Annotated in this window: 12 protein-coding genes; 9 read left to right on the forward strand and 3 right to left on the reverse strand. The window is 37.1% G+C overall.

All coding sequences use genetic code 11. The features are described 5' to 3' along the window. Positions 1 to 556 precede the first annotated feature (556 nt). From EV142_RS09620 to moaA, 9 genes are all read left to right on the forward strand, one after another. The gene (locus tag EV142_RS09620) at positions 557 to 1,729 is read left to right on the forward strand and encodes a molybdopterin molybdotransferase MoeA (RefSeq protein ID WP_132034899.1); all 1,173 of its coding nucleotides are present in this window, start codon (positions 557 to 559) and stop codon (positions 1,727 to 1,729) included. Between the two features lie 166 nt (positions 1,730 to 1,895). Further along, the gene (locus EV142_RS09625; protein ID WP_132034901.1) at positions 1,896 to 2,642 is read left to right on the forward strand and encodes a sulfite exporter TauE/SafE family protein; all 747 of its coding nucleotides are present in this window, start codon (positions 1,896 to 1,898) and stop codon (positions 2,640 to 2,642) included. A gap of 140 nt (positions 2,643 to 2,782) precedes the next feature. Next, a complete protein-coding gene (locus EV142_RS09630) occupies positions 2,783 to 3,355 on the forward strand; it encodes a molybdenum cofactor guanylyltransferase (protein WP_132034903.1) in 573 nt (190 codons plus the stop codon). 5 nt (positions 3,356 to 3,360) lie between these two features. Continuing rightward, on the forward strand, positions 3,361 to 4,155 hold the full coding sequence (gene cobA / locus EV142_RS09635; protein ID WP_132034905.1) for a uroporphyrinogen-III C-methyltransferase: 795 nt from the start codon (positions 3,361 to 3,363) through the stop codon (positions 4,153 to 4,155). Beyond that, positions 4,152 to 4,388 carry a MoaD/ThiS family protein gene (locus tag EV142_RS09640; protein ID WP_132034907.1) on the forward strand — a complete coding sequence of 79 codons (237 nt, stop codon included), beginning with the start codon at positions 4,152 to 4,154 and terminating at the stop codon, positions 4,386 to 4,388. The genes cobA and EV142_RS09640 overlap by 4 nt, the downstream gene beginning before the upstream one ends. Positions 4,389 to 4,398: 10 nt before the next feature. After that, positions 4,399 to 5,475: a HesA/MoeB/ThiF family protein gene (gene moeB, locus EV142_RS09645; protein ID WP_132034909.1), complete on the forward strand. Its 1,077-nt coding sequence runs from the start codon at positions 4,399 to 4,401 to the stop codon at positions 5,473 to 5,475. 48 nt (positions 5,476 to 5,523) lie between these two features. Next, positions 5,524 to 5,955 (forward strand): molybdenum cofactor biosynthesis protein MoaE, encoded by a 432-nt coding sequence (locus EV142_RS09650; protein WP_132034911.1) that lies wholly within the window; start codon positions 5,524 to 5,526, stop codon positions 5,953 to 5,955. Positions 5,956 to 5,958: 3 nt separating this feature from the next. Next, complete coding sequence (gene moaCB / locus EV142_RS09655) at positions 5,959 to 6,873, forward strand: bifunctional molybdenum cofactor biosynthesis protein MoaC/MoaB (protein ID WP_132034913.1); 915 nt, start codon at positions 5,959 to 5,961, stop codon at positions 6,871 to 6,873. Beyond that, complete coding sequence (moaA, locus tag EV142_RS09660) at positions 6,860 to 7,867, forward strand: GTP 3',8-cyclase MoaA (protein WP_132034915.1); 1,008 nt, start codon at positions 6,860 to 6,862, stop codon at positions 7,865 to 7,867. Before moaCB ends, moaA begins: the two co-directional genes overlap by 14 nt. Before the next feature lie 74 nt (positions 7,868 to 7,941). On the opposite strand, the gene EV142_RS09665 is transcribed toward moaA, so the two are convergent. The 3 genes from EV142_RS09665 to EV142_RS09675 form a co-directional block, all read right to left on the reverse strand. Continuing rightward, positions 7,942 to 8,541 (reverse strand): hypothetical protein, encoded by a 600-nt coding sequence (locus tag EV142_RS09665; protein WP_132034917.1) that lies wholly within the window; start codon positions 8,539 to 8,541, stop codon positions 7,942 to 7,944. 350 nt (positions 8,542 to 8,891) lie between these two features. Beyond that, entirely contained in the window at positions 8,892 to 10,322 is a 1,431-nt protein-coding gene (locus EV142_RS09670) for a rubredoxin (protein ID WP_132034919.1), read from the reverse strand. A gap of 86 nt (positions 10,323 to 10,408) precedes the next feature. Further along, a complete protein-coding gene (locus EV142_RS09675) occupies positions 10,409 to 13,927 on the reverse strand; it encodes a nitrate reductase (RefSeq protein ID WP_132034921.1) in 3,519 nt (1,172 codons plus the stop codon). Between the last annotated feature and the right edge of the window lie 165 nt (positions 13,928 to 14,092).

A 14,092-nucleotide genomic window follows, 5' to 3' on the forward strand; every position in this document is an offset into this window, starting at 1 on the left:
CATATAACAAAAAGTGTTATAAGTATATTTTTTAGGTAAAATGTAATACGATATGCTTTCGGTTGTTTTCAAAATATAGTTTTTTGGTTTCAAATATTATTTATAAACTCTACTAATCCTATAGACAAAGTTAATTTTAATATAATAAAATCCAAAAAAAAGTTTAATTATTTTTTTTTCAGAGTGCAAATAAAATAATATATCATATTATTTTTATTTTAATTAATTGAAAATCAATAGATTGTTATTTTTTATTAAAACGTCACGTACCTTAAAATTATTTTTTATAAAACATTTAAATGTAGTATTTTATACTTTTTTTTCTCCTTTTTAATTGCTGCATAAAGTATAATAAAAGACAAAAAACGTCAGGGAAGGATCATTTTTGAGTTCATTTTATAATTTTATACTCAAAACAGGTCGGTTTTTAAAGTTGATTTTGAAGAAATTAGACTAATTTTATAGACATTAAAATAAATTTAAATTTTTTATTCATCCTATTATTAAATACTTATATTTGTGGTAAGTATTTATACTTAGTTTTATATTCTGAATCATGATACAAGTTAGTGAGGCTTTAACGATCGTAGCTGAAAACAGTTCAAAAATGCCAACGCAGAAAATCCCCGTGAATAAAGCGTTAGGATACGTTTTGGCTAAAACAGTACACGCGCCAATCGCAATGCCGCCTTTTCGCCAGTCTGCCATGGACGGCTATGCTTTTACGCACAGTAGAAGGCATCAGTACGATGTTGTAGGTATTTCACAGGCTGGAGATCATTCGAATACAAAACTTGAATTCAACGAGGCAGTACGTATTTTTACAGGTGCTTTTGTACCCGACGATGCAGATACTGTCGTCATGCAGGAACATGTAATGGCAAACGAGCAATCGATTCTGATTACTAATATGCCGGAACAATTTGCAAATGTGCGTGGTAAAGGTGAGCAGATTCAGAAGGGAGATGTTGTTTTTGAAGCGAATACCTTGATTACGCCTGCTGCAGTAGGATTTTTGGCTTGCCTGGGGATTACAGCAATAACCGTTTATAAAAAACCGAAAGTTGCCTTCTTAGTAACCGGAAACGAACTGGTAGAATCCGGAAAGAAATTACCAAAGGGAAAAATATTCGAAAGTAATTCGATTATGCTGCAGGCTGCGCTTCAAACCATCGGAATTAAAAAAACGAAAGTTTATACCGTAAAAGATAAGCTGAAAGCAACTAAAAAAGCACTAAAAGAGATTTTGCCCCAATATGACATTGTTTTAATTTCCGGCGGCATATCAGTCGGAGATTATGATTTTGTGAAAGAGGCCTTACTAGCCAATGAAGTAGTGGAACTGTTTTATAAAATCAATCAAAAGCCCGGAAAACCGATGTTTTTTGGGAAACGAAAGGAGACATTAGTGTTTGCTCTGCCCGGAAATCCGGCTTCTTCACTCACTAATTTTTACGTATATGTGTATCCGGCCATCCGGAATAAAATGGGTTTCTCTGAAATTCACCTGCCAAAATTAATCCGGAAATTAAATGCAGATATTCCCAATACAACCGGAAAGACCTTGTTCCTGAAAGCCTTATATGACGAAACCCACGTTGAGGTTTTGGGTGGTCAGAGTTCTGCAATGCTCAATTCGTTTGCAATTGCCAATAGTTTACTGATTGTTCCTAATGATGCGGAAATGCTTAAAAAAGAGGAATTGGTGACGTTATTGCCGATTGGTTAGTGGAATGTGGAAAAGAGAGTAAAGAGAATAGAGAATAGAAGAAAGAGAATAGAAGAAAGAGAATAGAAGAAAGAGAATAGATTGCAGATTGTGGTGTGTAAATTAGGGACATAACCTGAAACCTGAAACTTTAAACTTGAAACAACAAAAACCTGAAACAAAACCAATGAATCTCCTTAGTACCGAAAACATTGTACTGTTCAGCTTCGCTTTAATTGTGATTGCTTTTTTGTATTCCAGTGTTGGGCATGGGGGAGCGTCGGGTTATTTGGCTCTGATGACGATTTTTGCGTTTCCGGTTGCGATTATGAAACCATCGGCTTTGCTGTTGAATTTGTTTGTTTCGAGTATTTCATTTCTCTTTTATTATCGTATGAATTATTTCAGGCCAAAGCTTTTTTACCCTTTTGCAATTGCTTCGATACCCGCTGCATTTATTGGTGGTTTTGTGACGCTGGATAATGCGGTTTATAAAATTATCCTCGGAATTGTATTGGTTTTTGCAGCACTGAGGTTGTTTGGCATATTTAATTTTAAAGAAAAAGAAGCGGTTACGATACATATTCCTTTTGCCCTGATGATCGGATTTGCGATCGGATTATTATCCGGCATGTTGGGGATTGGCGGGGGAATTATCCTGAGTCCGATTTTATTGTTTTTGGGATGGGCAAACATCAAAGAATCGGCAGCAATTTCGAGTTTATTCATATTTGTAAACTCATTTGCCGGATTAATGGGATTTTTTCTGGGAGGAAAAACAATTCCGACAGAAAGTTTTTACCTGGTTCCAATTGCGGTTATCGGTGGAGTTTTAGGCGGATTTTACGGAAGCGGCTATTTCTCTAATAAAACTTTAAAATTTGTTTTGGGAACCGTCATTTTTATGGCAAGTATAAAATTGATTTTTCCCTGAAAAGGTTTTAAAAATATAAGCCACAGATTAAATGATTATGTAGATCAAAAAAATAAAAATCTACAAAATCTGTATAAAAAAAAATTAAATGTAAAAAATAAACAAGATTGGCAAAACCTAAAACCTGAAACAAAAAAATCATGGAAACGCTAACAGTATATATTCTTTGTGGAGGCAAAAGCACCAGAATGCAGACAGAGAAAGGTTTGGTTTTGTTTCAGAAAAAACCTTTCATTGAACATATCATTCACGCGATTTTACCCATCACAGAAAAAATAAAACTGATTACGACGACGAGAGAATACGATTATCTGCCGTACCAAAAGATACCGGATATTATAACTGATAAAGGACCTTTGGGCGGAATTTATACCGCACTGACAGCTTCGGAAACCGAATTTAATTTGATTTTGAGTTGTGATATTCCGTTAATTTCAACCGAATTATTATCCGAGCTAATTTCAAAACATACCAATGAAGCGGGCGTTACTGTTTTTGCTTCAGAAAGTAAAGTGCATCCGTTAATCGGGATTTATTCTAAAAAAATGCTGCCCGTTATAAAAGAAGCTATTGAGACAGATGAACTAAAAATGATGGATCTGATTGCTAAAATTCCCCATCAGATTATCAATATAGACGAAAGTGAAAATTTTCATTTGAGCAATATTAATTCGATTGATGAATTAAACGACCTGAATATCAATTTAAGTTAAGTACTATGAAAGACCTGAAAACACCAAAATTAACAGTCGTAGGCGCAGGTCCCGGAGATGTTGAACTGATTACGCTTAAAGCAATAAAAGCTTTGAAAAATGCCGACGTGGTGTTATATGATGCTCTGGTTAACGAAGAATTATTGCAATATGCAGAACAGGCAGAGATTATTTTTGTTGGAAAACGTTTGGGCTGTCACGCCTATACGCAGGATCAGATTAATGATTTGATTGTTTCAATGGCGAATCGTCACGGCCATGTAGTACGTTTAAAAGGAGGAGATCCGTTTATTTTCGGGAGAGGAAGTGAAGAAATTGAATATGGAGAAAAATTTGGACTGGAAACAGCTGTTGTTCCCGGAATTTCATCTGCTCTGGGTGTTCCCGCTTCGGTTGGAATTAGTTTGACACAACGTCAAATAGCCGAAAGTTTTTGGGTCATTACAGGTACTACTTCCAATCATGAATTGTCTAAAGATGTTCATTTAGCTTCAAAATCAGCCGCTACGGTGGTTATTTTGATGGGCATGCACAAATTAGATCAGATCATTTCGATTTATAAAGAAAACCGGACAGATGATTTGCCAATTGCCATTATTCAAAACGGAACAAAAAATTCCGAGCAAAAAGTAGTAGGAACCATGAGTTCAATTGCTAAATTGGTATCCGAAAATAATCTTTCATCTCCGGCCATTATTGTGATCGGGGAAGTGGTAAAGAATAACTCAAAACTGACTTCCTATTTTCAGGAACATTTTGAAGATGAATTTATTTTTCAGAATTTAAATTTAGAAGAATGATCGAGATTAAATATTTTGGAGCTGTTGCTGAAAAGACCCAACGTACTTTCGAAAACGTAGCTTCTTCGGATATCTCACTGCAGGATTTATTGCAGGATTTAAAGGAAAAGTACCAATTGGATTCCATGGTTTTCAGCGTTGCGGTCAACCAGAAAATAATTCCAAAAGAAACTGATTACAAATTGCAGGCAAGCGATATTGTGGCTTTATTGCCGCCGTTTGCCGGAGGTTAAAAGTAAGAATATGAATGCATCAATGCGGTATAACAGACAAGTTATTCTCCCGGAAATTGGAGAAAACGGACAGGAGAAACTAGCCAAAGCGAAAGTTTTAGTGATTGGTGCCGGCGGTCTGGGAGCTGCTGTTCTTCCGTATCTCGCTGCAGCGGGAGTGGGCGAAATTGGAATTTCAGATCATGATGTTATCGAAATTTCAAACCTGCAAAGACAGGTCATTTATAAAACAACTGCCGTCGGAAAATATAAAGCCGATGAAGCTAAAGTAAGTCTGACAGAATTAAATCCGTTAATAAAAGTCAATTCGATAGCAGAAAAATTAACCGGAAACAATGCCATTGCGTTATTTGAAAATTATGATATTATCGTCGATGCCACAGATAATCTGGCAGTAAAATACCTGATAAATGATGCATGTTCCCTTACAAATAAACCAATGGTCTACGGCTCCGTTTTTAGATTTGAAGGACAAGTTTCTGTTTTCAATTACCAAAACGGACCCACTTACAGCTGCCTGTTTCCGGATGAAAACAGCCTGACGGCAAATTGTAATGATGCCGGAGTACTTGGAATTGGCGTTGGAATCATTGGTATGTTACAAGCCAATGAAGTCCTTAAAATAATTTTAGAAATAGGTGAGGTGTTAAGTGGCAAACTGCTGGTATATAATATCTTGAATAATGAACAGCAAAAATATGACTTCGAAAAGAATAGTGATTTCAAAATAGACAGAATCACATTTGAAGAAAAATATAATGGATCTGAAAAAGAGCCTCATGAGATTGAAGCCGAGACGGTTTTAAGCCAGATTGACGCAGAAAACGTACTTTTTTTAGATGTTCGAAACAACGACGAACTTCCAAAAATAATATTGAAAAACAGCATTCAGATTCCATTGATTCAATTAGAAAAAAAAAATGAAAATTTAGATCGGGATAAAACCATTTATATTTTCTGTCAATCCGGAATAAGAAGCAAAGCGGCAGTTGAAATCCTCCTGAAAAATAAATTCAAAAAAGTAAAAAGTATCAAAGGAGGAGCTTTGGTTTTAAATCAGTTACTAAAAGACGAATTGACATTTTAGAAATAATTCGTGTCAATTCGTGCAATTAGTGGCAAAAAAAAATAAACAATGAGTAAAAATGTATTTATAGAAGGACCAATCTCTCCCGAATTTATCGCGGAATCCATTGCCAAACACCAGTCAAAACATACCATTGGGGCACACAATATTTTTCTGGGACAAGTTCGTGCAGATGTCCTACACGATAATACCGTTGCAGCAATCGATTACTCTGCGTATACCGATATGGCAAACGAAGCTTTGCACGCCATCCGTGAAAAAGCTTTCGCCAAATTTGATCTCACCTGTATGCACATTTATCACAGTTTGGGAGTGGTAAAAGCGGGAGAAATCTGTTTGTTTGTATTCGTTTCGGCTACAAGGCGCAAACAGGTTTATGAAGCTACAGAAGCGATCGTAAACTGGATAAAAACAGATGTGCCGATTTTTGGTAAAGAAATTTTTGAAAACGGTGCTTTCACCTGGAAGCAAAATACCTAAGAAATGGTTGATATTACACATAAAATAAATACGTTACGTTCTGCAACCGCAACCGCGATTGTAAAAGTTAGCAAACAGGAAACAATTGATGCCGTTGTAAATAATCTGGTTCCGAAAGGAAATGTTTTGGAAATGGCCAAAACGGCTGGTTTGTTTGCCGTAAAAAATACGCATTTGTCGATTCCCGATTGCCATCCGATTCCAATTGAATTTACGTCTGTTACCTACAAAATTGAGGAGCTGACGATTCAGATTATCTTCAATGTAAAAACCGTTTACAAAACCGGAGTAGAAGTTGAAGCCATGCACGGCGCCTCTATAGTAGCACTTACGATGTATGATATGCTGAAACCGATCGATAAGGAAATCGAAATTTCGACAATCAAATTAGTTCAAAAGGAAGGCGGGAAATCGTCTTTTAAAAATAAATTTCCAACTGTCATTAAAGCGGCCGTTTTTGTTTGTTCCGATTCTGTTTTTGCCGGCGATAAAGAAGATCGCTCCGGAAAAATCATAGTCGAAAAACTAACTTCCTATGGAGTCGAAACCGGACATTATGAAGTCATTCCGGATGAAATTGATGTTATTCAGGAAAAGGCCAAAGCTTTTGCAAAAGAACACCAGCTCGTTATTTTTACGGGCGGAACAGGTTTGTCCCCTCGGGATGTCACACCCGAAGCTTTGTCTCCAATATTAGAGAGCAGGATTCCCGGCATCGAAGAAGCCATTCGTAATTACGGACAGCAGCGTACACCTTATGCCATGTTATCACGAACTGTTGCGGGAACTTTAGGTAAAAGTCTGGTTTTGGCAGTGCCGGGTTCAACCAATGGGGCAAGAGAATCAATGGATGCTGTTTTTCCGCATTTGCTGCATGTTTTTCATATTTTAAAAGGTAAAAATCATGATTCCCTCTAAAACTGTTTTAACGGATGATTTTGGGCGAAAACACAACTATTTGCGTATTTCGCTGTTAGAAAAATGCAATCTGCGTTGCACGTATTGCATGCCTGCCGATGGAATCGCATTATCTCCTAAAGCCAGTCTAATGACTGCCGATGAAATTCTTGCAATTGCCCGGATCTTCGTAGAAAACGGTGTTGACAAAATCAGGTTAACAGGTGGGGAACCACTTTTGCGAAAAGATTTTCCGGAAATTATTTCCAAATTAGCCAGCTTAGAAACCGAAGTTTCCATTACGACAAACGGGATCCTGATCGATCGGCATATGGCTGTTTTGAAGCAATTTAAAGTCAGCAATATCAATTTGAGTTTAGATACTTTGGTTTCGTCTCAATTTCATGCTGTAACACTCCGAAATCAGTTTGAGAAAGTAATTGATAATCTGCATTTACTTTTGAATAATGATTTTAAAGTAAAAGTAAATGTGGTTCTGATGAAAGGTTTTAATGAAAATGAAATTGTTGATTTTGTGCAATTAACAAAGTTTTTGCCTTTATCAGTTCGTTTTATTGAGTTTATGCCTTTTGCCGGAAACGAGTGGGACAGAAGTAAAATGGTTTCCCAAAACGAAATTTTAGCAGAACTGGAAAAAACTTTTTCTTCGGAGGAAATTCAGAAATTAGACGACGAAAGAAATTTTACGGCCAGAACCTATAAAATAAAAGGCTTTCACGGTGATTTTGGAATCATCAGTTCTATTACTAATCCGTTTTGTGATGGCTGTAACAGAATTCGTCTGACGGCAAACGGAAAAATTAAGAACTGTCTTTTCTCCAATTCAGAAACAGATTTACTGACGCCTTTAAGAAACGGCGAATCGATCACCAGCCTGATTTCGGAATCAATTCGGAATAAAAAGAAAGTGAGAGCAGGAATGGTTACTATTGAAGAAATGGACGATCCCTTGCTTCATTTTGATAACCGCAGTATGATTGCGATTGGAGGATAGTTCTTCGATTTTTGTGCAGTTACATATGGATATAAAAAAAGGTTCAACTTTAATAAGTCAAACCTTTTTGGTAATTATTTTTTCTTTTTCGCTTTTGCTTTTTTCTGAGATTTAGCTTTCTTTTTTGCTATTTTTTTCGCTTTCGCTTTATCCTTCGCTTTTTTCGCTTTTTCTTTTTTCTTAGCAGCAGCTTTTTGTTTTGCTTTTTTAGCTTTCTCTTTCTTTTTGTCTTTTTTAGCCTGATCTTTTTTCTTAGCTAATTTCTTTTTTTCTTTTTCCTTGTCCTGGTCTTTCACTTTTTTCTTCTTTTTATCGGTTGATTTATCTTTCTTATTTTCTTCTTGTGAAGTTGTTTCAATAGTTTTTGCTTCTTTTGATTCAGTAACTTCTTTTATAACTTCAGGTTTTATGGTTGAAGCCGGAGCTGTAACTTTTTTTGCCGGAGCTCTTCTTACTGTTGGTTTCGGTGTAGTGCTTGCTGCCGTTTTTGTCGTTGCATTTGGTGTTGCACTTGTTGCTGCAGCAGTTGTTGGTTTAGCCGGAGCAGCTTTACGAACGGTTGTTTTTGCAGGCGGTGTAGTTACAGGTTTTTTATTTTCTGCAACTGGCTGAATATTTTCAGTTGTTGGTGAATCAATTTTTTCAGGGATAATTTCTTCGTTGTTGTTTTCCATATTAATGTCCTTTTAGATGAGAATAATTTCTAATGTAACTAAATCGTTAAGTAATAGTTAAGTAAAGATAATTATAAAACAAATCCCCCAATGTTAAGTTTTTAGATAAAATTTAATCTTAAGTATTTGAAAATAAAATGTTTGGCTTTTTTTCTAAAAATGAAAACCAAAATCTCTTAACAATTCTACCTGAAAAAATGGAAGAAATTGCTGTATAAATGTGAGTTATGAATTATGAATTATGAGTTGTGGGTTTTGAGTTTTGAGTTGTGGGTTGTGGGTGAAGTGAAATGTGAAAAGTAAGATTTGGAATTTGGAATTCAAAATTTGGGAATTTAATAGAAGTTAAATTAATTCCTGACAATTTCCAGGATTCTGAAATTGCTTTTGGGTGCTTCGCATAAAGAGCAGCAATACGTCTCAGGCAAATCAGTAAACAGTACACCTTTTGGAATACCCTGGCTTTCTTCTCCGAATTCTGATTTATAAAGCGTTAAACACTCCTGACATTGGTAAATATCCAATTGTGGTTTTTCTTTTTTCTGTGGATTTTCTGTTGTTTCAGTGATGGAATTTCCCAGCTCTTCGAAATATTTTCGACTTAATTCGATTAAAATCGTGGGCAGTTCGAGTTTATCAATATCCTGTGAATGCACAATATATTCCTGTGTATTGGGATCGAAATTCTTCGCAAATAAGATATTATAGGTGTCTCTTATTTTCATCGAAGCTAAATCTTTTGGTAACTCATTTTTTTCAACCACGATTGAGGTAAAATAATGCCCGTTGCGATTGTATTCGGATAAGCCGAAAGTCAGTCCGTAAGTGCTGATATCAAACTGATCGAGTGTGCGAACGAGAAAAGTCTTGAGATTCAGTGCCCATTCCATTGCTACGGGCAAATGCCAATTCAGTTCTAACAACGAATGACGGACATTGATTCCTTTTTTGCCTAAGAATTTTTCCCATTCTAATTTTCGGTCTTTTGGAATTCCTTTTACAATAAATGATTTCCATGGAGTAACGCATATTTTCCCGATTTTACAATCGAAACACAAATCGCACATTTCTTTCAGGAAGTCTAAATCGTATAAGTTATTTCTCCAGTACAAACCCAGCCAGTACTGATCAATTCCCATTCTGTTCATTCCCTCATAATATGGGAAAGGATAAAACGGAACATTCAGAGGTTTGTCAATCGTTCTGTTGTTCGTATCTAAGGCTTCACTTACCAGACTAAAAAGAAGGTCAATATGAATTGATTCTTCAGTTGTGATTCTTTCAATTTCGTAGTAAAACTGAGCGATATCCCAGCTGTAAATCAAAACCGGGTAGACTTCCATACGTTCCCATTTGGGTAACCGGATGTACAAATACCAATAATCTTCATGTTCGGAAGCAATAAAATTGAGATGTCCGGTAAACAACGGCACCAATTGCTGTTTAGGATCCGTAATGTTGACTTTTAGTTTTGGCTGTTCCTTAAACTGCTCTAAGATATACAAATACCGATTTCCCGTCAACCAATTGGTATTTCTGAAAATATCAGTTGAAACATAGGAAGAAACGATATTATTCCCGCTTTTCTGGTCCGGAAATACAAAATGATGTTTGCCCGTTTTTTCTTTTTCTAAAGGTTGAATGCCCTTCGGAAAAATAATATCCTGCCTTGACCCAAACGAAATTGAATCTAACCCCTGATTCATAGCCATATTGACAACTTCACGAAGTTCACCAGGTGATATTACGCCTCCTTTTACTATTAGTCTTGTTAGTTCCATTTTTTCTTTTGTTTTTTCTTTAAGTCTCAGTCTCAGTCTTAGTCTCAGTCTTAGTTTTCAGTCCCGGTGGATACTGCGACTGAAAACTAAACCCGGCATTTCGCCAATAGCTCCTTCACTTCGGTTTTACAGCTTCCGCAGCCTAATCCTGCTCCGGTATTTTTACATAAATCGGTAAAATTAGTAACGCCGCTTTTGATTGTTTCTTCTATATTTCCTACTCCGACCTGACTGCAGGAACACACTAATTTTCCTAAAACAGGTTTGGCAGTTGAGCTTCCTCGGAGCAATAAATTTCGTTTGTCTGATAATTCAATTTTGCTTTCAATCATCGTTTTGAATTCGGCAAACTCATTTTTATCTCCCATTAAAATCGCACCGACTAACAAATCATTTTTAACGATACATTTTTTGTAGTAGCGTTTCTTTAAATCGGTAAAAATAATTTCTTCATACGAATCATCGTTTTCCGGAATGGTAATGTCCCCAATACTGCATAAATTGATATCTTCTAATTTCAGGATATTCATTAAAACAGAGCCTTTGTAGTAACTGCTGATATCTCCGGCCAGAAAGTTAGCCAGAACATCAGCCTGTTCTTCGGCAGCAGAGGTGATTCCGAATAGCTTATTTTCAAATTCAGCAATTTCTCCAATTGCAAAAATGTCCGGATTTGAAGATTGTAAATACTGGTTTACTTTTACGCCACGCCCGCAGGAAAGTCCCGTTTCACGTGCAATTTCAATATTCGGAATCGTTCCGATAGTATAAACAATAGCATTGGCCGTTATAATTCTGCCGCTCTTTAAGGCAATTTCAAGTTCGTTTTCATGATCGGTTTCAAAAACAGTACTCACTTCATTATCAAAATAAATCTGAATGTCACGAAGCTGTACTTCTTCGGCCAGTAACTTGCTTGAAATCCGGTCTAACTGACGTTCCATCAATCGTGAAGCCCTTTGGATAATGGTGATTTTTACTTTTTTATGTTTTAAAGCCGCAGCTAATTCCAAACCTAATAAACCACCGCCAATAATAACGACATGTTGTTCTTCAGTTGGCAGTCCTGTGTTGTCCAGATAGGTTTTCAGTCGGTCGGCATCTTCTTTTCGTCTTATTGTAAAACGTCCCGGAAGATGTAACTGTGCGTTCTCCGGAACAAAAGGCCGGCTTCCGGTAGCCAGGATAAGCGAGTCAAATTGATGCAGGCTTCCGTAACTGTCCAGAATTGTTTTTTCGGCCGTATTTATTTTATCAATAGCAACGCCCGCTTTCATGGTAATGTTGAGTTTTTGCAGTGCATCGCCATCTTTTACTTTTAATAACTGCTCCCACGAGAATTCTCCGGTCATGTATTCCGGAAGTAAGACGCGATTGTAAAATGGATTTATTTCATTCGAAAAAACAATAATTTCATCTGTTGTATTAAATTCACGATAGTTTTGAATGAAACGGAAAGACGCTGCTCCGGCACCGACAATCGCAATTTTCTGAAAGGGTTTTACATATTTATTAATCGAAACCGTCGTGTATTTAAAATCGGGTTCCTTAGAAACCGGATCAACCACGGTATTGGTCAGATTATTGGTTCTGTTCAAATCATTGTCAAGCTGTTTTCCCCAATGCATCGGCAGGAAAACGACCTTTTCTTTGATCGAATCGGTTACTTTTGCTTTTACGCGAACTTCACCATTTTTGCTGGATACGACTACGATATCCCCATTTTTGATATCATTTTTAAAAGCATCAATCGGATTAATTTCCAATACCGGACTTGGTGTATGGGTCAGTAATCGGGATACTTTCCCGGTTTTGGTCATGGTATGCCACTGATCGCGGACCCTTCCTGTGGTTAAGATAAAAGGAAATTGCGGACTGGGCTGTTCCGAAGTGTTTTCAATAGCCGTTGGTAAATTGAAAATTGCTTTTTGTGAGGGTGTATAAAACTTTTTATCGGTAAAGAGGCGGGGCGTTCCCGGATGTCCGTAATCCGGAACGGGCCATTGAAAAGTACCTTCGGTTTTTAAGCGATGGTAATTTAAGAAAGAGATATCAATATTGGTATTTTTCGTAAGGGCACAGTGTTCTTTATAAATTTCTTCGGCATTGTTAAAATTGAATCCGTGGAAATTCATTTTTTTCGCAAAGCGAATTAAAATTTCAATATCCGGAAGTGCTTCACCCGGCGCGTTGATTCCTTTTGGTAAATACGAAATCCGACGCTCTGAATTGGTCATTGTTCCTTCTTTTTCCAGCCAGCCCGCAGCGGGAAGCAATAAATCGGCAAATTTGGCCGTATCGGCATTGTGTGAAATATCCTGAACGACAACAAATTTGGCATTCTGAAGTGCTTTTTCGATGCGACGGGAATCCGGTAAACTCACTAACGGATTGGTGCAAATAATCCAGACGGCTTTCATTTTGCCCGACTCTAACGCTTCAAACATTTCTGTTGCCGTTAAGCCCGGTTGGTCTGAAATCGAATCAACTCCCCAGAAATCAGCTACTTCCTTGCGATGCTCCGGATTGGCGATGTCTTTGTGTGCGGCCAGTAAGGTAGCCATGCCGCCCACTTCGCGCCCTCCCATAGCATTAGGCTGTCCGGTGAGTGAAAATGGTCCTGAACCCGGTTTTCCTATTTGCCCTGTCAATAACGATAAATTGAGCAGTGCCGTATTTTTATCCACTCCAACAGCACTCTGATTAAGTCCCATTGCCCAGAGCGAGATAAAACCTTTTGCTTTTCCGATAATGTCAGCGGCCAGTTTGATGTCGTTCACGGAAATGCCGCAAAGTTTAGAGGCTTTTTCTAAAGAAGTACTTAAAACTAATTCTTTGTATGCTTTAAAATTTTCAGCATTATTTTTTACAAAATCGTGATCTGCATATCCTTTTTCGATAATGCGTTTGGCAATAGCGTGGTATAAAATGATATCAGATCCCGGAATAATCTGCAAATGCAAATCAGCAAAAGCGGCTGTATCCGTTCGTCTGGGATCAATGACAATGATTTTTATTTTTGGATTTTTCTCTTTGTGTTTTTCAATTCTTCGAAACAAAATCGGATGACACCAGGCCGGATTGGCACCTGTAATCAGGAAAGTATCTGCAAGCTCGATATCATCGTAAGCAATCGGTACGGAATCTTCCCCAAAAGTTTTTTTATAACCTACCACTGCCGAACTCATGCAAAGCCTTGAGTTGGTATCGATATTATTGGTTTTCAGAAAACCTTTAACCAGTTTATTGACTAAGTAATATTCTTCGGTTAAACACTGGCCTGAGATATAAAAACCAACGCTGTCCGGTCCGTGTTTTTTTATAATGGAGGAAAAAACAGCAGCAGCGCGGTCAAGAGCAGTGTCCCAGCTTACCCGTTCGAGCGGATAAGATTTGCTCCCGCGCATTTCCGGATATAAAATCCGGTCTGACGTATCGTTCACTACGTAATGCAGATTCATTCCTTTCGAACATAACATTCCTTTATTGACCGGATGCGCTGTGTCGCCTGTTACCATTACACCATTTTTAGGATCATTGGTTACAATAATCCCGCAGCCAACGCCACAATACGAACAGGTTGTTTTGATTTTGGTATTTTGCATTACAGATTTGTTTTGGTATTACAAGGAGAATGTACTTGTAGTCTGAGTAATTCACGTAATTTAATGTAAACAAAAATAAGTATTTTTACGTATAAATACGTATTTTTTAAATTTTATTTTTAGATTATTCACTAAAAAAAAATCTCCTTTGCCGGAACAAAGGAG

Source organism: Flavobacterium circumlabens (assembly GCF_004345565.1).
GTDB classification, from domain to species: Bacteria; Bacteroidota; Bacteroidia; order Flavobacteriales; family Flavobacteriaceae; genus Flavobacterium; species Flavobacterium circumlabens.

Bases quoted from the DNA above. Each gene is read 5' to 3' on its own strand.
- EV142_RS09650 (WP_132034911.1), top strand. From the start codon at position 5,524: ATGAGTAAAAATGTATTTATAGAAGGACCAATCTCTCCCGAATTTATC.
- moeB (WP_132034909.1), top strand. From the start codon at position 4,399: ATGAATGCATCAATGCGGTATAACAGACAAGTTATTCTCCCGGAAATT.
- cobA (WP_132034905.1), top strand. From the start codon at position 3,361: ATGAAAGACCTGAAAACACCAAAATTAACAGTCGTAGGCGCAGGTCCC.
- EV142_RS09620 (WP_132034899.1), top strand. From the start codon at position 557: ATGATACAAGTTAGTGAGGCTTTAACGATCGTAGCTGAAAACAGTTCA.
- EV142_RS09675 (WP_132034921.1), bottom strand. From the start codon at position 13,927: ATGCAAAATACCAAAATCAAAACAACCTGTTCGTATTGTGGCGTTGGC.
- EV142_RS09640 (WP_132034907.1), top strand. From the start codon at position 4,152: ATGATCGAGATTAAATATTTTGGAGCTGTTGCTGAAAAGACCCAACGT.
- moaA (WP_132034915.1), top strand. From the start codon at position 6,860: ATGATTCCCTCTAAAACTGTTTTAACGGATGATTTTGGGCGAAAACAC.
- EV142_RS09670 (WP_132034919.1), bottom strand. From the start codon at position 10,322: ATGGAACTAACAAGACTAATAGTAAAAGGAGGCGTAATATCACCTGGT.
- EV142_RS09630 (WP_132034903.1), top strand. From the start codon at position 2,783: ATGGAAACGCTAACAGTATATATTCTTTGTGGAGGCAAAAGCACCAGA.
- EV142_RS09665 (WP_132034917.1), bottom strand. From the start codon at position 8,541: ATGGAAAACAACAACGAAGAAATTATCCCTGAAAAAATTGATTCACCA.
- EV142_RS09625 (WP_132034901.1), top strand. From the start codon at position 1,896: ATGAATCTCCTTAGTACCGAAAACATTGTACTGTTCAGCTTCGCTTTA.
- moaCB (WP_132034913.1), top strand. From the start codon at position 5,959: ATGGTTGATATTACACATAAAATAAATACGTTACGTTCTGCAACCGCA.